Genomic DNA, 22,906 nt, shown 5'->3' on the forward strand with positions numbered 1-22,906 from the left:
ACTTTGTGTGATCTTTGCGCCTTTGTGGTTAATCTTGTTTGTCACTTATTTCGCCGGCGTAAACGTCTGATCATTTTCCTTGACGACCTTGGAGGTGATTCCCTTCAATTCGTCGTCTTCCACCGGGCGGACGATGCGGAAGCCGATGATGTCGAAGGTGGTCAGCCACCAGATGCTCTGGGGTTCTTGCGGGTCTTGTCGCATCCACGTCTTGTCCGAACGGACACGAGCGGCGACTCGCAAGTCCTTGGCCTCGCTCTTGAAGTGGCCGCCGCGGGCGACGTGCCACCACTTGTTGGCGGTCGGCTTGAAGACCGGGGACAGGGCGAAGCCGTCTTTCAGGTTCATGGCATAGCGGGAATAGGCGTCGGCCACATAATGGTCGAGACACCATTCCATCACATTGCCCTGCATGTCGTACAAGCCCCAGGCGTTCGGCTTCTTCTGGGCGCCGGCGTTGGTGGTGCCGCGAGGGTGGGTTTCGTCCTTGGAGTTTTCCTTGTACCACGCGTAGTCGCCGAGGTTGGCATCCTTGGGGATGCCATAGGGGGAGGTCGTCCCGGCCCGGCAGGCGTATTCCCATTCGGCTTCTGTCGGCAGGCGGTAGGTCTTGCCGGTTTTCTTGGACATCCACTCGCAATACTTCATGGCCGCGTGCTGGGTCATGCAGATGGCCGGGTGTTTTTCACGTTCGTGGCCGTAGGTTTCGTCCACATACGGCATGGTTGGCTTGGAGACGGCGTCGGCGCTGTCCGGCTTCACTTCCTTCTTCGGTTCCTTGTCGCCACCCTCTTGCAGGGCCGGGTTGTTGAGCCGGAAGTAGAGGTCAAACTCGTCCCAAGAAACTTCGGTCTTGGCCATCCAGAAGGGCTTCAACTTCACTTTGACCTGCGGGCCTTCGTCCGGCTTGCGGTCGGGTTCGTCGGCCGGGCTGCCCATCAGGAACTCGCCGCCTTGGATGGCCACCATGTCGAAACTGACTTTGGAACCATCTGGAGCCGCAAGGGTTTCGGTGTAATTTTGGTGCGTCGGGGTCGGCTTGACCGGGGCCGGATCGCCGACGGCGGCCGCGACCATAAGGCCGCCCAACACAAACGAGGCACAGAGAGGAATTCGATGTCGCATGGGGTGTAAGTTCTCCTGTCGCGGCCGGTCTGTCAAGCTTCGGGCCAAAAAATACGTGACGGGCCATGTAAACTGAAACCTTAAGGAGGATCATTCTATGCGGAACACCGTCATTCTTCTTGTGGGTTTGCTCGGGTTTTCAACGGTTTGTGCCGAAGAACCCGGCCGCTTTGAGTTTGAAGAGCCGCACATGGGGACAAAATTCCGGATTGTGCTGTATGCGAAGGACCGGGCGACGGCCGATGCCGCCGCGAAAGAGTCGTTCGCCCGCGTCGCGGAACTCAACCGCGTGATGAGCGATTACCTGGCCGACAGCGAGCTTTCCAAACTGTGCGCCAAAAGCACCAAGGCTCTGGCCGGACCCGTGAAAGTGTCCGATGACCTTTTCCCCGTGCTGGCGAAGGCCAATGAAGTGTCCGCCCTCTCGGATGGTTCCTTCGATGTGACCATCGGCCCGGTGGTGAAGCTATGGCGACAGGCCCGCAAAGACCGCCGTCTTCCGGACGAGGATGTGTTGAAGGAAGCCCTGAGCCGGGTGGGTTACCGCAAGATGGAGGTTGATCCGAAGGCCAAAACTGTCAATCTGACGGTCGCCGGGATGCAACTCGACCTCGGCGGCATCGCCAAAGGCCACGCGGCCGATGAATGCTTGAAAATCATCGCCAAGCACGGCATCACCCAAGCCCTCGTCGCCGCCAGCGGCGATATCGCCGTCAGCGACGCTCCCCCCGGCAAACCGGGCTGGAAAGTGGCCATCGGCCGGTTGCCGGGTTCGACGGCCGAAACAAAGTATGTGTGGCTGAAAAACGCGGCCATCTCCACCTCCGGCGACGAGGTTCAATTCGTGGAAATCGCGGGGGTACGCTACTCGCACATCGCCGACCCCAAAACCGGTCTCGGCCTCACCGGCCGCCGCAGTGTGACGGTGATTGCCAGGCGAGGAATTGAAGCCGACAGCCTGACCAAAATGGCCAGCATCCTCCCGGCCGACAAGGTTCTCCCGGTCATCGACAAGATCGATGGCGCCGCCACCTTGATTGTGGTGCTTACAGAGAAAGGTGAAGACGTGCGAGAGTCGAAGGGATTTGGGAAGTGGGTTGTAAAGGAGTGATGACATCAAACGATGGCAATCACCGGTTTTCGCCCCAAGGGGGCGCCCGACAATAGCCAGGGGCGGCTTCCGCCCCTGGAAGCGATCCGACCGACAATGACATTCCGCCCCAACGGGGCGGCACAAACTCAACAAGGCTGCCAATCAGTCCCACACATATTGTTCGTCCCATTCAAGTTCGTGACGCCGAAGAATCTCTCGATACTCCTCTTGAAACGTCTGCCTTTGATGATGGACTGCTTGGTTTTGGATGTAATCGCGGACATGCCGGCCATTTGATTGGCTGACCGAAAAAGCGCCATAACCGGCCTGCCAACAGAATGATTGCAAGGCTGGAAATGTTTCATGTATCCATTTGCTCGAACCCGATTTGACATCACGCATCAAATCAGAGATCGATATTTCCCGTCCCTGCGAAACCAACAGATGAACATGATCGGAGATGCCGCCTATTTCCAGCAAAGCGCATTTCCGTTCACGAATAATACCGCCGATCAATGGGTAAAGCCGCTGAACAATTTCATCGCCCAGCCATGATTCTCGCCCTTTGGTGCTGAACACGTAATGCACCATCACATTCGCAAAAGATTGAGGCATGATTTGCTCCATGTGCTGGCCGGCGATCAGGCATGATCGGATGCAAGTGTTTCCGGCAAGAGATTCTCTAATCGTTTTCCTATCAACGGAAAGACGCCGCACGGGGAAGTGCCGCCCCGTTGGGGCGGTATTTCATTGCCGGGCCGGTTTCCAGGGGCGGAAGCCGCCCCTGGCTATTATCGCCCGCCCCGTTGGGGCGAAAACCGGCGAGCATCATCATCTGATGTCATTCTCCTTGGTCCTCGCCGACAACCGCCATAAACTAACGATCCTCCCGCCTTCCAAACTCATCGAGATTCCGTGAGCATTTACACCATCCCGGTGACCACCATCGACGGCCGCGAAACCACTCTGGAGAAATACCGGGGCCGGGTGATGTTGATTGTGAACGTCGCCAGCCGTTGCATGTTCACCGGCCATTATGCGGGGCTTGAGGACCTTTACAAACGGTTCAAAGACCAAGGGTTGGTGGTGCTGGGTTTCCCTTGCCGGCAGTTTCTCTGGCAGGAGAAAAAAGAGGACTCGGCGATCAACAATTTTTGCACGCTGAATTACGGCGTCAGTTTCCCGATGTTTGCCAAAGTGCTTGTGAACGGCGGCAATGCCCATCCGTTGTTCCAACATTTGAAGGCCGAAAAAGCGGGCTTCCTCGGCAGCGGGGCGATCAAGTGGAACTTCACGAAGTTCCTCGTGGATCGATCCGGCCACGTGGTCGGCCGATACTCCCCGATGGCCGGCCTGCCTCCCATTGAAAAAGCTCTCCCGGCCTTGCTGGCCGAACAGCCGACGGCGGCTTCATAACTCCTTCCCCAAACGCATCCTCTTTTTCCGAGATGTTCCATGCTCGATGTCCTCATTCGTGGCGGCACGGTGGTTGACGGGTCCGGTTTGCCGAAGTTTCTGGCCGATGTGGCCATCGAGGGGGATCGCGTTGTCGGCGTCGGCCGATTCCCGCACGCGACCGCGAAGAAGATCATCGACGCGACCGGGCAAGTCGTCGCACCGGGGATGATTGATGCCCACGTTCACGGCGATCTGATCCTCTTGCATGATCCGATTCATGAGCCGGCGATTCGGCAGGGAGTGACGACGTATATTCTCGGTCAGGACGGCGTGGCCTTCGCCCCCGGAACCCCGGAGACGCAGCAATACATGCGGCTCTACACGGCCGGGTTTAACGGAAATTTTCCCACGCCCGGAATCGAATGGCGCACGATGGCCGAATATCTGGATGCGTTCCATCACCGGGTTTCGATGAATGTCGCGTGCCTGATTCCGAACGGCAACGTGCGCATGGATGTGATGGGTCTGGCCGAGCGGCGGGCGACGCCGGAAGAATTCACTCAGATGAAACGGGCCATCCGCGAGGCGATGGAACAAGGGGCCGTCGGCCTGTCCACCGGCTTGGATTACATCCCGAGCTTGTACGCGGACACGGCCGAACTGGTGGAACTGTGCAAGGAGATCACCCCGTTTGGCGGCGTGTATGTCACCCACATGCGGGGCTATGGCCCGCACAATTACATCCCGTCGATGGACGAAGTCGCCACCATTGGCCGGGAAGCCGGATGCGGGGTTCACATCTCGCATTTCAACAGCATTGCCTCCCAAGTGATTCCGCAAATGGACGTGATGGCCACCCAAGGGGCGGAGGTCACGTTTGACCTGTATTGCTACCTGTACGGCTCCACCATCCTCGGGATGATTACCCTGCCGCCGGAGGCGCAGGCCGGGGGCGTCGGCCTCACATTAGAACGGCTACGCGACCCGGCCATTCGGCCGCAAGTGAAAGAATGGGTGAGCAAGCCCCGCTTCGATCTCAACCGCGTGCGGCTTGGCTCCGTGCCGGCGGATGAATACCGGCACTTGGAAGGTAAGACGCTGGCCGAGGCCGTCGATCTGCTGAAACGGCCCCTCGGGGATGTGATTCTCGACCTGTTGCTCGCCACCAACATGGCCGTGAATTCGGTTGTGCCGCACAATGCGTTGCGAACAGAGGCCGACATCACCGCGTTGATGCGCGATCCTCGCATGATGGGGGGCAGCGACGGCATCTACATCGGCGGCAAACCCCACCCGCGCGGCACCGGCTGTTTCGCCAAATACCTCGGGCCGTATGTCCGCTCGGGCGTTTGGACCATTGAGGAAGCCGTGATGAAGTGTTCCCGCCACACGGCCCGTCGTCACGGCCTGCATGATCGCGGCCTGCTCGCCCCCGGCATGGCGGCCGATGTCATCGTCTTCGACCCGCTGACCATCCAAGACCGTTCCACGTTCGACGACGGCAAACTGCTCGCCACCGGCATGCGGGATGTGATTGTGAACGGCGAATTCGTCCTGGAAGCGGGCCATCGAACGAACAGCAGGCCGGGAACGGGGTTGCGGAGAAAATAACCGGAACTGGACACCTTGTCTGGCTGATCGTCCGTTTTTGGACAGTTTTTGGACAGGTATCTGCCCGCTTTTTGCCCTGTCCAAGCCGGTCGTGCCCGCGACTTTTTCGGCTCGAACAGGGCAAGAGTTCTTCGCCGGATGTTCCTGAATTTAAACACGTTGCGACAAATCACGGCAACGCATCTCTTATCGTCGGAGAACAGCCAACCAAGCCCGGCCTCGTGTCTCGCGAGATCCCGGCGCCCTTTTTCTTTTCTTTTAGTGTGTCCAATGTGTTCAGTTTTTCGCCGCTTGTAGCGGTTATCAAAAAGGGCGTCGAGGCTCGGTTCGGAAGGCCGCCGGAGAAGAAATCATCGAGATGATTTTTCGCTCTTCTCTTGGCGACTGGCGACAAACTCCCGGATTTCCCGGCGAATCGTCGCCAGTTTTTGGGCATCCGTGGCGGTCAACGGTTCCGCAGCGGCCTTGTCAACATGGTCAATGGTCCGGGAACAGAGGCTGGCGAGGTTTCTGTCTGTCCCGTTGGACACCGTTCGCAACGCGGGCAGGAGCGGTTTGGCATCCGCCCCGAGTCGATGAGCGGCACGGGCCGCGCTGGTGAGGATCGATTGATGAGTCTCCGTCTTCAACACGTTCTCCAGATCCGGCAGAATCTCCCCGGCCGGGGCTTGCTGGACGCTCAGATAGGTCACCGCCTGACTGCGAATTTCCGGGTCTTTGTTGGCAAGCTCCCGATGGCCTCGCGTCAGCAATCCCTCCAGACCGATCACGGGCACCCCGGCCGGAAATTCAAGCAAGTCAAGCCGAAGGCAGGCGTTCATGCCGGCCAGCAACCGCTCGATTCGTTCGCGGGCTTCCGGGGAGATGTCGTCCGTCAGCGCTTCCCGAAGCGACGCAGCCGCCGGGGGGCCGATGTTGGCCAGTTCTTTGGTGGCCCGTTCGCGGGTTCGGAAGTCGCCGCCCAGATCGGCGATCCACTTCTTGGTCTTCTTCAAATCGCCCGCGATGGCCGGGAGAGGCTCGGAAAGGTGGATGGTGAGCGTGGTCCGGGTGTCGGAAACTTCCGAGAGTTTGGCGAGGAGAATCGGTCTTCCAAGGGGCGTGTGCAAGCGCCAGTCATACGCGATCAACGTGCCGCTATGGTTGATCGGCTTCGCCGGGGCCGGAAGGAGAATGAGTTCTCGCTGTTCGGCCGGGATGGCCGCAAACCGGCGGAGCGTTTCGTTGAGGGCCTTCGATCCGCCCTTGAAGTAGAAGTACATTCCCGACCCCTCGCGGTGTTCGAGATAGACTCGTTCCTCCGTGTTGACGACTGCAAGCAGTTCCTTCCCAAACCGATGCTCCGGCCCAAGCGGTATGTTGCCAGCCAATGCGCTCCCCAACGCGCGGGCCGAGGCGGGAAGAGACAGAAACGACACGAAGCTAAGGAGGATTGCGAGGCGAATCATCGTCATCCTTTCATGGGGGCATCGGGCACCTGTCAGACGATCACACTTTCATCACATCCGGCCGGTTCTTCCACTACATTCGGCAAAATCCACTCAGGTTGTCATTCAGTCCAGACGAAAATGATTTTTACGCTGTAGATGCACGAAAATCACAGAATGGCTGAAATGCGACGCAAGCACTTGTTCATACTGCCGACGATCATCTTGGTGTTGCCCGGCATTGGTTGCGAAACACCCAATCTCCGAACGAATCCCAATTCAAACGATCAAATCTCATCATTGGTCCACGAATCAGAACTCGGCGGGCAACCTCGGGAGCACCGGGATTCCTCAATGGTCGATCAGCCAGAAAATCAGAAGTATGAACGGCTTAACGGCGTCATCGGTCCATGATTTCACGGAGAATGCGAATAACGGCGGGCAACCGGGGTAATACGATCCCGGTTGCCCACCGTTACTTTCACTCCGAATTGAGATTGGCGTTTTCATGGCACATTCCACAAAATCCGTTCAAGTCATTCGTTCGTCTGGTCGAAAATAATTCCATGTGAATGGGCGCGTTCGTTGTCGGCAGGAAGCCGGGACGTTCACGGGATCGGCGGCGAGCCGAAAGGATGGCAGGGATGCGACGCAAAATCTTGCTCGGGTTGGTGGCGGTGGCCGGACTCTTGCCGAGCATTGGCTGCGGCCTCCCCTTTAACCGATACGATTCGGACCCGAATTACCGGATGACTCAACTGCTCAACGAATCGGAAGACTTGCGGCAAGCCCGCGAGGAAGGCCACCGATTCTGGATGAACAATCAGCCCTCGGTGCTGACCTACGAACGCCTCAACGGCGCCATCGGGCCGTGATTCGGGCCGAGAAAACGCTTTCCCAACCAATATCTTCACGCCGAATCTCGTATTGAGTTTTGCGTGATCGCATGCCAATGGAAACTGGCATGTCCGGTTTGAACAAGGCAGATCGTTTACGATTCGCCCATTCAATCCGGACGTGCCTTGCGACTATTTCCGTACCAGTCAAATCCACGCTGGCAGGTCCGTCAGCCTAGAAAGGCTGACCTACATTCCAGAGGCTTCCACCCGCTTGCTTCCCCTTCCTTCTTTAGGGAAGGGGGCCGGGGGATGGACGGAAACCGATGTTCAATGTCCAGCCTGCGCCATCGTGTTACGCTTCTGGCTCGGACAATTCCCGACCAAGAGATAACAACCAACCTCTACCCAATGTTTGTTGATGTCGTTCGTTTTGTGAAACCTTGAACGAATCCTGAGTTTTGCGACCAAAACCCTTCAGATCCCTTTTTCATTCAAATCCGCATAGTCCGCCCATTCTCACAAGGCAAGAATTATTTTTCGGCGTGGCGCAACTCTTGCTTTGTTATTCGTTCGACTGGTGTGAAAGGGGAGGCAAACTGAACTCCCTTGCATCAGAAGAGTTTCCTTTCAAGGAAGAATACGATGATCGACTTCATCCAAACCAATATGACGTGGATCGGCCTGGGTCTTGGAATCGTGTTGCTGTTCGGCATGCTGGAAATGCTGCTCGGCGGACTCACCACGCGGTACGGAACCCGCCTCGCCCGGTAAGACTGGCCGAAAACAATCGTGATTTCATGCAACCGGCGGTGATCCCGCCGGTTTTGTCGTTTTCAGCCAGGCGGTTTTCCTTCCCGCCTGACTGAGTCCCTGTCTGCCTGTTTCGGCTGCCCATCCTTCGCCGACGCACGTTTCTCTGATAATCGCCTCGATGCACTTCCTGCATTGGGCTTGTAAATTCCGGCAGGTGTCGTGCAGAAGTTACCCGATGACTGGCATTAGACTGTCACACCGGGCTGGTTGATTTTTGATCGGCGGGGTGTTCGCTTTCGCCCCCGCGATCCCGGCTGCCCGGTGGCTTGGGAAATCAAATTCCCCACAATCGGCAAAATCTTCCCATCAGTCGCCTTCGCCAATGTCCCTCCAGAGGTCGGCGAGGAGGTCTTCAAATTCATCATCATCCGGCACGGAAGGCATGTCGATCGGTTCGGTCGGGGCGTCTAGATTGCAGACAAAAGAACGCATAACACAACCCTCAAGAGAAATGGTTTTCGGGCAGGGGAAGAAATCCCCCGAAGGATGCCCGAGTCCTGATTGTGTCGCAGGTAAAGCGCCATGTCGATGAAAAAATCTCCATTTTGACTCAACAAGTCGAACAATCTCATGCGAGTAATCGTCGCCACCCTTAAATGGCTGGCCGATTCAGTGTCTTTCCGTTCACCTCAATTTCCCTTGCCCGGCTAACTTTTACGATTCTCCAAATTATCCTGAAAGACGGGCTTGACGCGGCAAAGATCGTATGTGTATTATCCGCTCGCCAACAAGATTCACACCTGGGCCATGAGTCGCGCTCTCCAAGCGATTCAACCCCAACCAGGACGGTTCGGGATCATGTCGATGCAGACCCACGGAGGGGACACTTCTCCCAAGTGCTTCCACCCATGCTGATCAGCCACGACGCGCCTGCGAACAACGCAGAGTCGCCCTCGGAACCCCTTCGCGTGTTCGCCCCCGCCAAGGTGAATCTGTTCTTGGAAATCCTCGGCAAACGAGCCGATGGCTTCCACGAAATCGCCACGCTCATGCTGGCGGTTGATTTGGGCGATGAGCTGACGTTTGAGTCGGCGGAAGCCGGGGTTTTGTCTTTGACAACCGACAAGCCGGAACTGGACACGGGGCCGGGAAACCTTGTGTGCCGGGCGGCCGAACTGCTGCGGAACCACACCGGCTGTCAGGCCGGGGCGAAGATTCATCTGGAGAAGCGGATTCCGTGGGCGGCGGGTTTGGGCGGCGGTTCCAGCGATGCGGCCGCGACATTCACCGGGTTGAACCGTCTGTGGGAGCTCAATCTTCCCGTGGATGAACTGGCCGGATTGGCGGCGAAATTGGGAAGCGACATCCCGTTCTTTTTGAACGGGCCGGCCGGTTGGGCCACGGGTCGTGGCGAAGTGATCGAACCGGCGCCGGTTGGCGGGATCTTCGACTTGGTATTGGTGAAACCCGAACAGGGTTTGGGAACCGCCGATGTGTATCGTCGGCTGAGAATTCCCGAACACCCGGTTGACGGAAGGGCCGCCCGCGAGGCGCTGGCCGCCGGCGACGCGGAAGAATTGGGCCGATGCCTGCACAATCGGTTGCAGGAACCGGCTTTTGAACTCGCCCCGGTGGTGGCCGACTGGCATCGCCGTCTGCGGGGTTATGGAACAGCCGGCACGCTGATGAGCGGGTCGGGCTCGTGTTTGTTTGTCTTGTGTCGAAATGCCGGGGAGGCCCGACAGGTTGCGGATGACCTGTCGAACGGGTTGGCTTCCCAAGGTGATGTCAACACCCGTGTTTTTCGTGTCCGGAGCCGTTCCTGATTCGCACCTGCGCCACAAACGGATAGGAGATCAACTGTGGTTATCACCGAAGTTCGCATCAAGTTGGTCGAGGAAAACAACGAACGTCTGATGGCGTTCTGCTCCATCACGCTGGACAATGCGTTTGTGATCCGCGACCTGAAAATCATCGAAGGAACACGGGGCCTGTTCGTGGCGATGCCGAGCCGCAAGCTCACGGATCGCTGCCCCCGCTGTGGTTCCAAGAATCACCTTCGCAGCCGCTTCTGCAACAATTGCGGCTCGCACCTGGACGAAGGCCGCGCTCCCCGCGACCACGACGGCCGGGCCAAGTTGCACGCGGACATCGCCCACCCGATCAACAGCATGTGCCGGGAGATCATGCAGCAGGCCATCGTGAAATCCTTCCACGAAGAAAAGGACCGGGCCAAACTGCCGGGCTACGTGTGCCGATACGACGACTTCGACGGCGGCGACTTCGATTACGACACCCCGGCGACCACCGCCGCCAGCGCCACGCACGAGACGGCCAAGCCCAACGGCTATCGCGCCCACGCCGGCCACGGCCCCGGCGGCAACTCCCGAGGCACCCACCTTCGCTCCGAACGCGCCACCCCGGCCCGGTTGCCCTCGGACGAAACGGTCTGAACTGCGGATCAAACCGCGCGTGTTTCAACCGGCGCCGGGATCGCCCGGCCCGCTTGTTGAAACACCAATTCCGCCATCTCACAAATGGGGCCGTCCTCCGGCCACCATCCGGATTTGAACGCCCCCATTAATCGCTCGGCATAGAGCATCCGCAACCCCGCATGGCCGCCCAAGGTCATGTCGCCGGTTGGCGGGTCCAATTCCCCGGCCATTGCCCCGGTGAGGGGGCATTCCCGCAAAACTTCCCGAAGGCGAATGGTCAGCGGGTCATCCACATGGAGCGATTCCGCTCGTCGGTGAACGGTGACCAGATACCGGAGTGTCAGGTCCGCCGAAAGATGTTCGGCGGCGGTCCGGGGTTTCGGGGCGTCGGCCAGCAACCGCTTTAATTCACTCTCCGGCTCTTCCCGCGACGTGAGAAACCAGCATCCCAAGGCGGTGAACCGGGCCGCCGACCACGCAGCCGGAAGGTCAAAGTCGATCAACGATCCTGCCAGATCGGCCCGTCTCTGCATGAAGCGGGTCCGCAGCAAATTGGCGGTGTCTTCGTCCGGCACCGGGGACTCATCCGGCCGGTCGTACAGCACGGCCTCGCCCGTTTGGAAAAGATGCCGGTAAAAGTCGGCCCAATTCATGGTGTTCCTGTGCGCCCGTTCAGCGGATTGACAATCACTTTTAAATTCGTCAAACTCTGACGATCGTGCCTCGTCTTTAGGTAGTGTACCCATCTTCCGCGAACCATTCGGTGAGATCTCTCATGAGCGTGATGCGACGAATCCTCTGGGGCCTGCCGGTTCTCGGTGCCCTGGCGACCGGAACCATCGTAATGACCCAGCGGGGCGAATCTGCCCCCACGGCCGTCGTGGCGGACAAGGGCAAGCCGACCGATCTCAAGCCCGCGATCAGCCTGCCGATTTCGCAGGTGATCCTGTTCAACTCCGGCGTCGGCCACTTCACCCGCGCCGGCGAAGTCGAGGGAGATGCTCGCGTTGACCTCACCTTCCCCGAAAACGACATCAACGATCTCATCAAGTCGATGACGCTCATCGACCAATCGAAAACCGGCCGGGTCTCCACGGTCACCTATGATTCGCACGACCCGATTGACCGCACACTCCGCTCGTTTGCGATCAACCTCAACAACAACCCGACGTTCTCGAACATCCTGAACCAAGCCCGTGGCGAGGCCGTCGAAGTCACGCTCGTCAACACCGCCAACCAGCCGGGCAGCCTGACCGGGAAGATCATCGGCACCGAAAAGCAAAAGGTCACCGGCAAGGACGGGACGCAGGAAGTCGAAATCCTCAACATGTGGTGCGCCGAGGGTGTGCGGGCTGTCCGGCTCAACGAACTGCAAAAGCTCCGGTTCTCGAACCCGATCATCGAAAACGAAATGCGGCGGGCGCTTGAAACCTTGTCACTGTCGCACGATTCGGCAAAGAAGGCCGTCAGCCTTTACTTCACCGGCGAAGGCAAGCGCAAAGTCGAAGTTGGCTATGTGATCGAAAACCCGATCTGGAAGACCAGCTATCGGCTGGTCCTTGGCAAGGAGGGGCAACCGTTCCTCCAAGGCTGGGCCGTGGTCGAAAACCCGACGGACGAAGACTGGACCGGCGTGACGATGGCCCTCGTCTCCGGCCGGCCGATCTCCTTCAAGATGGACCTGTACAACCCCCTCTACGTCGGCCGCCCAACGGTGGAACCGGAACTGTTCGCCTCCCTGCGGCCGCCGACCTATGACACGGCCCTGGCCCGCAATGCCGCCCCGGCCGGTGAACCGATGGCGAAAGCCGCCGCCCCCGGCAAGCCGGGAATGGCATTCGGTGGCGCCATGCCGGCCGATGGAATGAAAGCCGACGGCAAAGGCTCCGCCAACCGTCAATTGCAAGAGCAACAGTATCGCCGTGAGTTCGCCAAACAAGTGTCCGAAAGACTGGCGGGCGACATGGACCTCGGGGCCAGTGTGCAAAGCGCCACGACAGCCTCGGCCCTCGGCGACTACCACCAATATGTGGTCGATCAACCCGTGAACCTCGGCCGGCAGAAGTCCGCGTTGCTCCCCATCGTCAACAAGAAGGTGGAAGGCAAGCGAGTCAGCATCTACAACCCGGCCGTGCAGGCCAAGCACCCGCTGTTGGGGTTGAAGTTCAAGAACACATCCGGAATGCCGCTCTCGCAAGGGCCGATCACGATTTTTGAAGGCTCCGTCTACGCCGGCGACACCCGTGTGCTGGACCTCCAACCGGATGAAGAGCGTCTGGTGAGTTATGCCATCGACCTTGGCACGGAAGTCTCCGTGAAGAACGGCAACAACACATCCAAGATCACCAGCGTCAAGGCCGTGAAGGGCGTGGTTTACACGAACACACTGTTCCGCGAAGAGCGGGTGTACGACGTGGCCAACCGTTCCACAACCGACCGCACCCTGTTGATCGAACACCCCAACCGCAAGGGGCAGGGCTTCAAGTTCGTCGGCAAGAACACGCCGATGGAAGAAGCCGCCGGGGTTTATCGCTTCCAGTTGGATGTCGGCTCGAAGAAAGACACGAGCTATTCCATCGTCGAGGAACGCGAAGCCGGCAGCACAATGCAACTGACGAACCAAGCCGACGACACGATCCGCTACTTCATCAATTTGCAAGAAGCCCCGGAAAGCCTGAAGAAGCAACTTCACGAAGCCCTCAAGATGAAGGCCGGATGGGACACGCTTCGGCAGGAAATCCAAAACGCCGACCGCCGCATCCAGACGATCACGGCTGACCAAAAGCGGCTGCGAGACAACCTGCGGGAAACGCCGAAGGAATCCCCGCTGTTCACCCGCTACCTGACCACCTTGGAAAACCAAGAAAAGGAAATGGACGAACTGCAAGTGAAGCTCAAGAAACTCCACGTCGATGAAGCCACCACCCGCGCGGCTTACGACAAGTATCTGGCGAACTTGTCCTCCGAGTGAGTGACCGGCGGCCAGGCAAAATAGAAACGTAACGCGAACCGGCCCGGCATTCTTCAGAATGCCGGGCCGGTTCGTTGAGTCAACCAATTTGGCGATTCATCGGCGACAAGCCATTTCTCATCAGTTATCATAGCGCATCGCCCGTCGAGTGTTCATTTCGCAAACACTCCACAGAGGAGGGACGCGCATGTCCCGTTCAACCAAACGACTTCTCTTCGGCGGCCTGATTTTGTTCGGCTTCCTGGCCATCCTCAACCCCGGCTACAATTCGGTGTATGTGCAGGGGCCAAACGGCGTCATCAAAACGGAAAAGTTCAAGTTCGGGCCGGGGGGACTTCTTGTCTACACCCGCGTCGTCGCGGACGAATCGTCGGTGTTGATCGAACAGCTCTGATGGTCAACGGCGAAGTCTTGCCGGGGATACCGTTCGCGCCGGAATTCGGCTCTCTCACCGGTCAACACCTCCGGATCGCAGGTGTCTGAGCTTGTCGGGGTTTCGCATCACATAGATGGCCGTGATCTTGCCGTTCTCAGTGTCGAGGGCGGTCGTCTGGATCTCACCGTCGGCCTCGCGTGTGATGAAGCCGGGCAGGCCGTTGATGAAGCCGACGCTGATGAACTGAGAGACATTTTCCTTGAACAGCGCCGCCAGCAACTTGTGCGTCTTCATCACACTGTTGAAGCCGACAATCGGCCGCAGGGCCGCGGGGCGTTTGCCGCCGCCGTCCGAATGGATGCTCACATCGGCGGCCAGCATCTCGCCGAGCGCGGTGAGGTCGCCGCTGCGGGAGGCGGCAAAGAAGGCATTGGCAAGCTCAAGGCCCCGATCCTTCTCCACCCGAAAACGCGGACGCGCCTCGCGGACATGGGTGCGCGCGCGGCTGGCAAGCTGACGACAGGCCGAGGCATCGCGCTGGATCGTCGCCGCGATTTCCTCGAAGCCCAGCCCGAACACATCGTGCAGCAGAAAGGCGGCTCGTTCAAGCGGAGAGAGGCGTTCCAGCGCGAGCATCATCGGCAGGGTGATGTCGTCCACATCCGCCTCGTCAATAATCGGCTCGGGAAGCCATGTGCCGACATAAGTTTCCCGCTGATGCCGCGCCGACTTGAGATGATCAAGGCACAGTCTCGTCACCGTGCGGCGCAGGAAAGCCTCGGGCTCGCGCACGTCGGCGCGTTCCGCCCCCATCCAGCGAATGAAGGCTTCCTGCACGACATCCTCCGCGTCGGCAACCGAGCCAAGCATGCGATAGGCGACGCGGGTGAGTTGAGGACGCAGCGGGTTGAAGCTCGCCGCCGCGTCCTCGAACGCAACATCCGGCATCAAGCCACCGCCTTGGCCGCCGCCGCTTTTGCCGCCACGGGGTCCGCCCAAGGGCCGAAGCCAATGGCGATGCGATTCCAGCCATTGATAATGTTGATCATCAGGGTGAGTTTCACCTGTTCCTCCTCCGTGAACCGGGCTTTGAGAGCCGCATAATCGCTTTCATGCGGGTGTTCCTTGGAAATTCGCGTCAATGCCTCGGTCCAGGCAAGCGCGGCCCGTTCACGATCAGTGTAGAGAGGAGCCTCGCGCCAAGCCGAGAGCAGATAGAGGCGTTGCTCCGTCTCGCCTTTTGCCCGTGCCTCCTGCGTGTGCATGTTGATGCAGTTGGCGCAGGCGTTGATCTGCGACGCGCGGATCTTCACCAGTTCAATGAGACTTGGCTCAAGGCTGGTGGCGACCGCCAGGGAAGTGCCCATCCAGTCCTTCATGAGGGCGGGGGCGGCGGCGAAGGGATCAAGTCTGATGCTCATGTTTTCGGTTCCTTTTGTGGGGACACCCAACATGACGAGACAGGATTGGCGCGTGTGACATGCCCGCAAAAATTAATCGGCCGGTCCAAACATGAAGCCATTGCTGGAGGGAGTCTCACAGGCCGAAGCGCATTCCTGACATCCAAAAGCAACAAACCACCCGGCCATGTGCTTTTTGAAGTTGCGACCTTTTCGGGGTTTGGGTTTTCGCTGGTGTTCTTGGTCTTGGCGAGCCGAGCAGCGTAAGCTGCCGGGTGGCTTCCGGCAGGGAAGGCACTGTAGCCACGGGTTTAAGTCAGGCTGAGTAAAGGGAAGCGGGCTCGACCGCAGGAAGCTACCCGGTAGCTTACGCTGCTCGGCTCGCCAAGACCAAAACCAACTTTTGAAACCCCAAAAAAGGCACAACTTCAAAACATGTGTTTGGGGCCAGATCATTTGGTGATGATGACTTTGAATTGAAGAGGATTCTTACCAGTCATTCGGCCGGAAGCGTTCGCCCTGACTGGTTTCTTCCCGGAGTTTCTGGCGTTCGCGTTGCAGGCGGATGGCGGTTCGTTTCAGGATGGCCTCCGCGTCTTCGGTGTTGATTGGCTCGGCGGCGGCGCGGTCGTCCAGCACGGGCATGTTGCCCGATCCCGGCACTTTCCGGGTGGTTTCCTGCGATTCCTTCGGCGATTCAACCTTCTCCTTGGTCGGCTCGCTTTTCTCTTTCTGGTCCGGCTTTGTCTTCGGGCCACCGGGGGCATCCTCTTTGCCTTCTTCTTTCTTCGGCGACGGAGGCGGTCTTTTTTCTTCGGGCTTGTCGGGATTTTCAAACTCCCGGTCTCGATCCTTTGGCGGCTGCCGGGAGATGATGGCCGCCCATAGCAATTTGGCCAGTTCGAGGTTGTGGGCCGTGTCCGTCTTCAAACTGTCGTCCGTCGATTCTCGCAAAACCAATTCGTAACACTCGATGGCCGTTTGGAGCAGCTTTGCGTTGGTGTCCCCGGCTTGTTTCACCAGCGTGTCGCCGAGATTGAACAGGGCTTTTGTCCGGCGTTCCGGCGGGATGGCGGCATCGGCCAGCGCCCGTCTCAGGTGCAGTTCGGCCTGTCGGAAGTTTCCCCGGCGAAATAGAACCACCCCCTTGTTGAAGGCGACCAAGCCGGGATCGGCCGTCAGCGGTTCGGCCTCGGCATACAGACTCTCGGCCGCGTCCAACTCGCCGCGCCCGACAGCCACCTCGGCCTCGCGCATCAACTCCCCGACTGTCCGGGGGGGCTGGCCGCCGGCGACCACGAGGGCGGCCATCATGAACAGGATTCGCCTCATCGTTCCCTCCCCCAGCCGATCATCAAAAAGATCAACCCAATGGCCGCGAACCACGGCATGCGATCCTTCGGTTGCGGAATCAAATCGTCGCTCAAGGTGCGGCTCGGTCGCGGCGCCAGCACGCTGGTGAACCATTCCCCCAACGGCGGCATATCCCGGTGGGCGGGGATGTATTCCCCGTTGGTCCGGCGGGCGATGTCCTTCAACAAGGGTTCCTGTAACTTCGTGCCGACGAAATCTTCCTGGGCCGCACCAAGAACCAGCGATGTCGGCTTGTCCGGGTCGCCCAAGCCAACGACATGCACCGGAATGCCCTGCTCGGCGGCCATCCGGATCGCCGGTTGAACTTCCTCTTCCACACCCGGCCCGTCGCCATCGGTCAGCAGCAGGATATCCCGATGGCCGGGAAATCGCGGGTCTTGTGAATACAGCCCCAAGGCGATCCCCGCCCCAATCGACGTGCCGGAAGAAATCGCCTCGTCGGCCCCCGGCCGGATTTCCAGCGGCGGGGCCTTGGGGCTGAACTCTTCCAGCCGGGCCAGAAAATGCTCCTCGTCGGAGGTCAACGGACAGACGAGCCAAGGCTTCGCCGCAAACACCACCAATCCAAACCGATGCCCGCCCCGCCGTCGCGCGGCCGTCACCAGATCCCGCACCCCGGCTTGGGCGGCCTGCCAGCGTTGATGATGCGTCGGGTCGGCCATGTCTTCGGCCGTCATGCTCCGGCTCAGGTCGAGAACGATGATGAGATCCCGCCCGATCACCACGCCGGTTTCCCCTCCGGCCCCCCATCGCGGCCCCGCCAACGCCAGCAGCAAAAAGCCGGCGCCGAGGGCGATGGAAAAGAAGGCCCGCCATCGGCGAACGTTGGGCACGGTGGAAAGTTGTTGAAGCGAAATACCCTCCGCGAAGATGGCCCACGCTTGGTTTCGCCGGCGTTGGGCCAGCCATTCCATGAACAGGAGGACGGGGAGTAGCCCGAGGAGGGGAAGCCATTGCGGGTGAGAGAAGGACATGGTTTCTAACGCCTGATCTTTGACATCGTTTCAGGCCGAAGACCAAGAGCCCCACTGCGTGAGCGGTGGGGGTGGCCCTCACCCTCGGGAAGCCACCCCCACCGCTCACGCAGTGGGGCTCTTGGCTTCATCATCACTCATTGGATCGGATGAAATGGTGACGAAGTTTGCTCACCCCTTCGCAATCGCCCGCCCAATATGGACCACCAGATTCTTCATCTGAAAACCCTGTTCAGGTTGGATGTCAACGTTCACGCCTTTGTTCCGGAGAGTTTCCGTGACGACCGGACCCACGGAGGCGATTTTCACCCGGTGAAGGCCCTGGCGCCAGACGGCGTCAAGCTGGCGTTCGGCGGCCACTTCGTAAATGCGTTCAATCTGTGGTGAACTGGTAAACACCAACACATCGATTGCCCCGCTGGCGGTTCGATGGATCAGGTCGACGACCCGATCGGCGTCGGCCGAGGGGGCGTAGACGTAAGGTTGAACCGGCCGGACGATGGCCCTGGCTTGGGTGAGAAAATCTTGAAGGGGGACGTTGGCCTCGGAATAGAGTTGCACCCCCACGGTCTTGCCCGCCAAGTCTTCTTCCTGAAGGCAATTGATGACGCCGCTGGTCGTCGGGGCGGTGGCCACGCGGGCCGGCTTCAACCCGACTTCCTTCAACGCCTGCACCGGTTTCGGGCCGCGGGTGATGATTCGCGTCTTGCCCAGCGCCGCGATGACGGCCTCGCGGTTGTCGGCCCGCTGGGCGAAGCCCATCAGGCGCCGCAACCCTTCGCCGGTGAGCAGAATCACCACATCCAGTTTCCCGGCGATCAACTCGTCAATCCACGCGTTGACCGGCTCCGCATCGGGAGAGTCCAGAATGCTCAACAACGGGCAGCAAAAGGGGATGGCCCCCTCTTTTTCCAACAGGGCTTTGAGTTCTTCCAGTTGCCGGCCCTCGGCCAAAGCGACTGTTTTTCCCGCCAACGCTAGGGACATGAGTGTTCCCGTGGAACATGTTCACCGCCGGGAGAGCTTGGTGATGATGAATGTTTCGGATGACAACGAACAACGATGGTTGTGATTTGATTGTGCATGATCGCGTGGCGGGAAGCAAGGGGGAACTTCATTCATTCCTCACGCCGCCGCAAACAGAGCAGTCGGGACGGCGGCGAATGTTCACCGTGCGAAAACGCATGTCGCGGAGGTCAAACGTCAGCAGACGGCCAAACAGCGGCTCGCCAATTCCCGTGAGGATTTTCACCACCTCGGCAGCCGCGAGCATCCCCACCGTCCCGGAGACGGCCCCCAACACCGGGAATTGTCGTTTCCATGTTGGCGGGATCTCCGGAACCCGGCACGCCAGACAGGCCGTGCGGCCGGGGGACATCGTGGAAAGCTGGCCCGTCAGTTCGTGCATCGCCCCGTCGATCATCGGTTTGCCGTGCCGCACGCAGGCGGCATTCATCGCCAGCCGTTCCTCGAAGAGCGGCCCGCAACAGACGGCCACATCCGCCGATTGCACAAGCTGGTCGGCGTTGGTTTCATTGAGGTTCTCCGAGATTCCCTCGATGACCAGCCGGGGGTTGAGTTCTTTCAACCGCCGCACGGCCGAATCAAGGCGGGACGTTCCCAATCCGGCGTGTGTCATCAACAGTTGCCGGTTCAGGTCGCTCCGTTTGATCTTCCCCGCATGGGCCAGAATCATCCGGCCCACCCCGGCCGCCGCCAGCGCATAAGCGGCCGTGCCACCGACACCGCCGAGACGCGAAATCAACACGGTGGCGGCCTTGAGGCGACGCTGCCCCTCTTCGCCGAAGCCGGGAATCCAAGTCTGCCATTCGTAGGTGGCTTGTTCTTCGGGAGTGAGGTCAGGCGTCATGGCCGCCCCTTTCACGCTCGACCCGGCCATTGGCGAGGCGATAACGCACATCGGCCAGTTCACGAGCCTCGGCGCTGCTGTGCGTGATGTGCAACACGGTCACCTCCCGTGTCGCCCGGATGGTGTTCAGCAAGGCGATCAGCGAATCCCGGGTGGTCTCGTCCACGGCGCTCAATGGTTCGTCCAGCAAAAGATATTTCGGGCGAAACGACAACGCGCGGCCCAGCGCCACCCGTTGAATCTCGCCGCCGCTCAACCCGGCCGGCCGGCGGTTCAGCAAATGCCCGATGCGGAATGAATCGGCCAATTCCTCCACCCGTTCCGCAATCTTGTCGGCCGGTTCATCACGGAGTTTCAAGGCGAATGCCAAATGCTGCCGGACGGTCATCGTGCGGAACAACGCCCCGTCTTGCGGAACATAGCCGATACCCCGTTCACCGGGGGGAAGGTTGGTCACGTCGCGGTCGCCGAACAAAACCGTGCCGGTCGTTGCGCCTTGCAATCCGGGGGGAAGGTTGGTTATGGAACGACGGTCGCCGAGCAAAATACTTCCGGCGGTCACACGCCGTAACCCGGCGACCGCTTCGAGCACGCTGGTCTTGCCGCAGCCGGTGGAACCCATCAGCACGCCGTAGGAACCCGTCGGAATCTCCAGGGAAATGCCTTCTAGCCGGAATGTCCCGGCCCGGATCGACACCTCGTCTAACCGGATCATACGGACCCACCCCGCAGGCCGAAGGTCCGCATTAGCAGCAGGGCGAACACCGCCACAATCACCATGAGCAGGGAAACGGCGATGGCTCCTTCCAACCGGCCGACACTGAGTTCAAGGAACACCGTGGTGGACAGCACCTCCGTCCTCATGCGGGTGGCTCCGGAGAAGATCAGGATGGGGCCGAATTCCCCCAAAGCCCGCGCCCAGGCGATGGTGGCGGCGGTCACCAATCCTCGCCACGATTCCGGGATGGCGACCAGCCAAAACGCCTGCGCCCGCGTGCAGCCGAGCGTAAGGGCCACCTGTTCCGTGCGGGGGGAAATCTGGTCAAACGTCACCCGCATCGTGCGGACGGCGAACGCGGCGCTCACCGAAAATTGGGCGAGGATCACACTGGGGATCGCGTAGGTGATTCCGGTGCCGAAGTTTGTCTGGGACCAATGAATCGGGCGGTCGAGTGTTCCCGTCACCATCAGCAGACTGGTGGCGACGGCGACGCCGGAGAGAATGGCCCAATAGGGAACATGCCGACGGGCAAACAACCACGCGACCACGCTCGCGAACAGGGGAAACACCCCGAGGACAAGCATCTTCCCCATGTGGTGGGTGGTTTGATGTTCGATCCACTTGCCGGGAGGCATCTGAAACAGAATCAACAAACTAAGGCCGAGGACCAGCGGCGGCAACACGATGGGGATGTCCAAAATCGTGTCCACAATCGCCTTGCCGGGGAACTGTGTGCGGGCCAAGAGATAACCAAGCGGAACGGCCACCCACAGCGACAACAGCGTGGTGACGAAACACGACACCAGACTAAGCCGGATGGCGTACTGAATCTCCCGGGTTTGCAGGGCGCCCAAGAGATGGTCCGGCGTGGTGAAGAACAAGTCGGCCGCGAGCATGGCGAGAATCAGGCCGACATAGAAGACGCCGATCGACCCCAATCCGAGATAGAACGTCACCGTGGAGCGGGCCGCTCTCATTTCGTCGGCCCTTTCCATTCCCAGCCGAAGCCGAGTTCCAGAAAGCGTTCCTTCGATTCGGCCGTGCGGAGGTATTCAATCAATTTCGCCGCGATGGCCTGCTTGGTGCTGTCTTTGGCGATGGCCACCGGCTGTTGCGGGGCCGCGCAGGGAATGCCGGTGACGGGGACATAATCCAGTTTCGCCTCGTTCGGTTTCACGTTGCTCACATAGCAAACGACGGCATCCAGCGAGCCGGTCATCAATTGGTTCACCAGCAAATCACCGGAGGGGGATTCCACTTTGACATTCCGTTTCACATCCGCGTAGACGCCGCTCTTGAGGAATGTTTCCTTGGTGATGGCGCCAAGGGCGCATTGTTGTTCGTGGCCGACGCCCACCTTGAGGTCCGGCTTGCCGAGGTCTTTCAAGCCCTTGAGTCCGGCCGGGTTTCCCTTGGGAACGGCAATCACCAGCCGGTTGTTGGAAAGGGTTGTCGGCTTCAGGAACAGGTCTTCGACTTCCCCCATGAAGCGGGGATCGCAGGCGATGTACAAATCCGGGTGTCGGCCGGTGCGCATCTGGCCGACCAGAATGCCGCAGCCGTTGTACACCCGGATCACGCGGACGTTTTCGGCCTTCTCGAATTCGTTGATCGTCTTTTCCACCGCCGGGCGGAGCATCGACCCGGCATAGAGCAGAATCTCCACGGTTTCGCCGGTCTTGTTCGATTCGGCCCTCGGTTGTTCAGCCACCGGCGGCGGGGCATAGCCCAACTCGCGGAAGAACACCTGGCCGCCGTCTTCTTTCTCCAAGTATTGGGCGAACCAGCGGGCCTCGGCCCGGCTCTCGGCCCCGTTGCACACGGCCACGGTCACATTGGCTTTGATGCCCTCTAGCCCCGGCAGGGCGACCCGCTTCAACGGGCTGTCCTTGGGGACCAGCGCCTCCCACACAATGGCCACATCCACGCTGCCGAGTTTCACGGCGTTCAGAGCTTCCGTCACGGTGCCGAGCATCACCGGTTGTTTGGCTTCGATTTGCTTCCACCGGTCGGACTTGGAAAGGTGGTCCCGCGTCAGCTTGCCGATGGCGGTGATATCCGGGTTGGCTTGCCCGATCTTCGTGGCCGGTTTGAACACGTCATCCCAAGTGATGTCGGCGGCGGCCTTCGGGTAGTCCTTGCGGAAGATCGCCACGCCGTTCATTTGGGCGAGGTCATATCGCTGTTCGGTGAGATTCGCCTCGCGGGCCTGGTTCACATAACTGTCATCGGCGGGGAGGAACAAATCCCCTTGCTTGGTCAGCTTCAGTGTGTTGAGAAGTTGCTCGGAGGGGCCGAAGCGGAGTTCGACCTTGATGCCGGTGTCCTTCTCAAACGCGGCGGCGGCCTTCTCCATCGGCGGTCGCAGGGCGGCCGCCACATGGACGATAATCACCGATTCCGGCTTGGCCTCCGGCTCATCAGGGGCCGGGACGGGTGGGTTGTTGTTCCACAAGAGGGCGATACCGCCGAGCAATCCGACGGAACCAACCAGGACAAGCCAGGGAAGATAACGCATGGCGGGAATTTACCGAAGGTT

General features: G+C 59.8%; 23 protein-coding genes. 9 read left to right on the top strand and 14 right to left on the bottom strand.

Annotated features, from left to right (window positions below):
* Positions 1 to 45: 45 nt before the first annotated feature.
* Positions 46 to 1,125, bottom strand: a complete 1,080-nt coding sequence (locus BGIM_RS49900) for a formylglycine-generating enzyme family protein (RefSeq protein WP_020469891.1) — start codon at positions 1,123 to 1,125, stop codon at positions 46 to 48.
* 97 nt (positions 1,126 to 1,222) lie between these two features.
* Between BGIM_RS49900 and BGIM_RS0111315 the strand changes: the two genes are divergently transcribed.
* Positions 1,223 to 2,236: an FAD:protein FMN transferase gene (locus BGIM_RS0111315; protein ID WP_020469892.1), complete on the top strand. Its 1,014-nt coding sequence runs from the start codon at positions 1,223 to 1,225 to the stop codon at positions 2,234 to 2,236.
* Positions 2,237 to 2,380: 144 nt separating this feature from the next.
* Here BGIM_RS0111315 and tnpA read toward each other — a convergent pair whose 3' ends face one another.
* Positions 2,381 to 2,833, bottom strand: coding sequence for an IS200/IS605 family transposase (tnpA, locus tag BGIM_RS0111320; RefSeq protein ID WP_020469893.1), 453 nt, complete (start codon positions 2,831 to 2,833; stop codon positions 2,381 to 2,383).
* Between the two features lie 300 nt (positions 2,834 to 3,133).
* On the opposite strand from tnpA, the gene BGIM_RS0111330 reads away from it, so the two are divergent.
* Entirely contained in the window at positions 3,134 to 3,634 is a 501-nt protein-coding gene (locus BGIM_RS0111330) for a glutathione peroxidase (protein WP_020469895.1), read from the top strand.
* A gap of 39 nt (positions 3,635 to 3,673) precedes the next feature.
* Positions 3,674 to 5,227: an N-acyl-D-amino-acid deacylase family protein gene (locus BGIM_RS0111335; RefSeq protein ID WP_020469896.1), complete on the top strand. Its 1,554-nt coding sequence runs from the start codon at positions 3,674 to 3,676 to the stop codon at positions 5,225 to 5,227.
* Positions 5,228 to 5,577: 350 nt separating this feature from the next.
* On the opposite strand, the gene BGIM_RS57320 is transcribed toward BGIM_RS0111335, so the two are convergent.
* The gene (locus BGIM_RS57320; RefSeq protein WP_020469897.1) at positions 5,578 to 6,675 is read right to left on the bottom strand and encodes a hypothetical protein; all 1,098 of its coding nucleotides are present in this window, start codon (positions 6,673 to 6,675) and stop codon (positions 5,578 to 5,580) included.
* Positions 6,676 to 7,298: 623 nt separating this feature from the next.
* On the opposite strand from BGIM_RS57320, the gene BGIM_RS0111355 reads away from it, so the two are divergent.
* Entirely contained in the window at positions 7,299 to 7,529 is a 231-nt protein-coding gene (locus tag BGIM_RS0111355; protein WP_020469899.1) for a hypothetical protein, read from the top strand.
* 606 nt (positions 7,530 to 8,135) lie between these two features.
* Entirely contained in the window at positions 8,136 to 8,264 is a 129-nt protein-coding gene (locus BGIM_RS67805) for a hypothetical protein (protein WP_020469900.1), read from the top strand.
* Between the two features lie 348 nt (positions 8,265 to 8,612).
* On the opposite strand, the gene BGIM_RS67810 is transcribed toward BGIM_RS67805, so the two are convergent.
* Positions 8,613 to 8,738, bottom strand: coding sequence for a hypothetical protein (locus BGIM_RS67810; protein ID WP_020469901.1), 126 nt, complete (start codon positions 8,736 to 8,738; stop codon positions 8,613 to 8,615).
* A gap of 416 nt (positions 8,739 to 9,154) precedes the next feature.
* On the opposite strand from BGIM_RS67810, the gene ispE reads away from it, so the two are divergent.
* Both ispE and BGIM_RS49915 read left to right on the top strand, forming a co-directional pair.
* Entirely contained in the window at positions 9,155 to 10,072 is a 918-nt protein-coding gene (ispE, locus tag BGIM_RS49910) for a 4-(cytidine 5'-diphospho)-2-C-methyl-D-erythritol kinase (protein WP_020469902.1), read from the top strand.
* A 36-nt stretch (positions 10,073 to 10,108) separates the two neighbouring features.
* Positions 10,109 to 10,699 (top strand): SpoVG family protein, encoded by a 591-nt coding sequence (locus BGIM_RS49915; protein WP_020469903.1) that lies wholly within the window; start codon positions 10,109 to 10,111, stop codon positions 10,697 to 10,699.
* A gap of 8 nt (positions 10,700 to 10,707) precedes the next feature.
* On the opposite strand, the gene BGIM_RS0111385 is transcribed toward BGIM_RS49915, so the two are convergent.
* Positions 10,708 to 11,334 carry a hypothetical protein gene (locus BGIM_RS0111385; RefSeq protein WP_020469904.1) on the bottom strand — a complete coding sequence of 209 codons (627 nt, stop codon included), beginning with the start codon at positions 11,332 to 11,334 and terminating at the stop codon, positions 10,708 to 10,710.
* 122 nt (positions 11,335 to 11,456) lie between these two features.
* Here BGIM_RS0111385 and BGIM_RS0111390 point away from each other — a divergent pair, with 122 nt between their 5' ends.
* The gene (locus BGIM_RS0111390) at positions 11,457 to 13,652 is read left to right on the top strand and encodes a hypothetical protein (protein WP_020469905.1); all 2,196 of its coding nucleotides are present in this window, start codon (positions 11,457 to 11,459) and stop codon (positions 13,650 to 13,652) included.
* A 187-nt stretch (positions 13,653 to 13,839) separates the two neighbouring features.
* Positions 13,840 to 14,046 (top strand): hypothetical protein, encoded by a 207-nt coding sequence (locus BGIM_RS0111395; RefSeq protein WP_020469906.1) that lies wholly within the window; start codon positions 13,840 to 13,842, stop codon positions 14,044 to 14,046.
* A 54-nt stretch (positions 14,047 to 14,100) separates the two neighbouring features.
* Here the strand turns inward: BGIM_RS0111395 and BGIM_RS0111400 are convergent, their stop codons facing one another.
* The 9 genes from BGIM_RS0111400 to modA form a co-directional block, all read right to left on the bottom strand.
* Positions 14,101 to 14,976 (bottom strand): sigma-70 family RNA polymerase sigma factor, encoded by an 876-nt coding sequence (locus tag BGIM_RS0111400; RefSeq protein ID WP_020469907.1) that lies wholly within the window; start codon positions 14,974 to 14,976, stop codon positions 14,101 to 14,103.
* A complete protein-coding gene (locus BGIM_RS0111405) occupies positions 14,976 to 15,449 on the bottom strand; it encodes a carboxymuconolactone decarboxylase family protein (protein WP_020469908.1) in 474 nt (157 codons plus the stop codon). Before BGIM_RS0111405 ends, BGIM_RS0111400 begins: the two co-directional genes overlap by 1 nt.
* Before the next feature lie 468 nt (positions 15,450 to 15,917).
* Complete coding sequence (locus tag BGIM_RS0111410) at positions 15,918 to 16,760, bottom strand: tetratricopeptide repeat protein (protein ID WP_020469909.1); 843 nt, start codon at positions 16,758 to 16,760, stop codon at positions 15,918 to 15,920.
* A complete protein-coding gene (locus BGIM_RS0111415; RefSeq protein WP_020469910.1) occupies positions 16,757 to 17,776 on the bottom strand; it encodes a VWA domain-containing protein in 1,020 nt (339 codons plus the stop codon). The genes BGIM_RS0111410 and BGIM_RS0111415 overlap by 4 nt, the downstream gene beginning before the upstream one ends.
* A gap of 171 nt (positions 17,777 to 17,947) precedes the next feature.
* Complete coding sequence (locus tag BGIM_RS0111420) at positions 17,948 to 18,763, bottom strand: uroporphyrinogen-III synthase (RefSeq protein WP_020469911.1); 816 nt, start codon at positions 18,761 to 18,763, stop codon at positions 17,948 to 17,950.
* Positions 18,764 to 18,890: 127 nt separating this feature from the next.
* Entirely contained in the window at positions 18,891 to 19,646 is a 756-nt protein-coding gene (locus tag BGIM_RS0111430; RefSeq protein ID WP_020469912.1) for a HesA/MoeB/ThiF family protein, read from the bottom strand.
* Positions 19,636 to 20,361: an ABC transporter ATP-binding protein gene (locus tag BGIM_RS0111435; RefSeq protein ID WP_020469913.1), complete on the bottom strand. Its 726-nt coding sequence runs from the start codon at positions 20,359 to 20,361 to the stop codon at positions 19,636 to 19,638. The genes BGIM_RS0111430 and BGIM_RS0111435 overlap by 11 nt, the downstream gene beginning before the upstream one ends.
* A complete protein-coding gene (locus BGIM_RS0111440; RefSeq protein ID WP_020469914.1) occupies positions 20,358 to 21,344 on the bottom strand; it encodes an ABC transporter permease in 987 nt (328 codons plus the stop codon). The genes BGIM_RS0111435 and BGIM_RS0111440 overlap by 4 nt, the downstream gene beginning before the upstream one ends.
* On the bottom strand, positions 21,341 to 22,885 hold the full coding sequence (modA, locus tag BGIM_RS0111445; RefSeq protein WP_020469915.1) for a molybdate ABC transporter substrate-binding protein: 1,545 nt from the start codon (positions 22,883 to 22,885) through the stop codon (positions 21,341 to 21,343). Before modA ends, BGIM_RS0111440 begins: the two co-directional genes overlap by 4 nt.
* Positions 22,886 to 22,906: the final 21 nt, after the last annotated feature.

It is taken from the genome of Zavarzinella formosa DSM 19928 (assembly GCF_000255705.1).
Classification (GTDB): Bacteria; Planctomycetota; Planctomycetia; order Gemmatales; family Gemmataceae; genus Zavarzinella; species Zavarzinella formosa.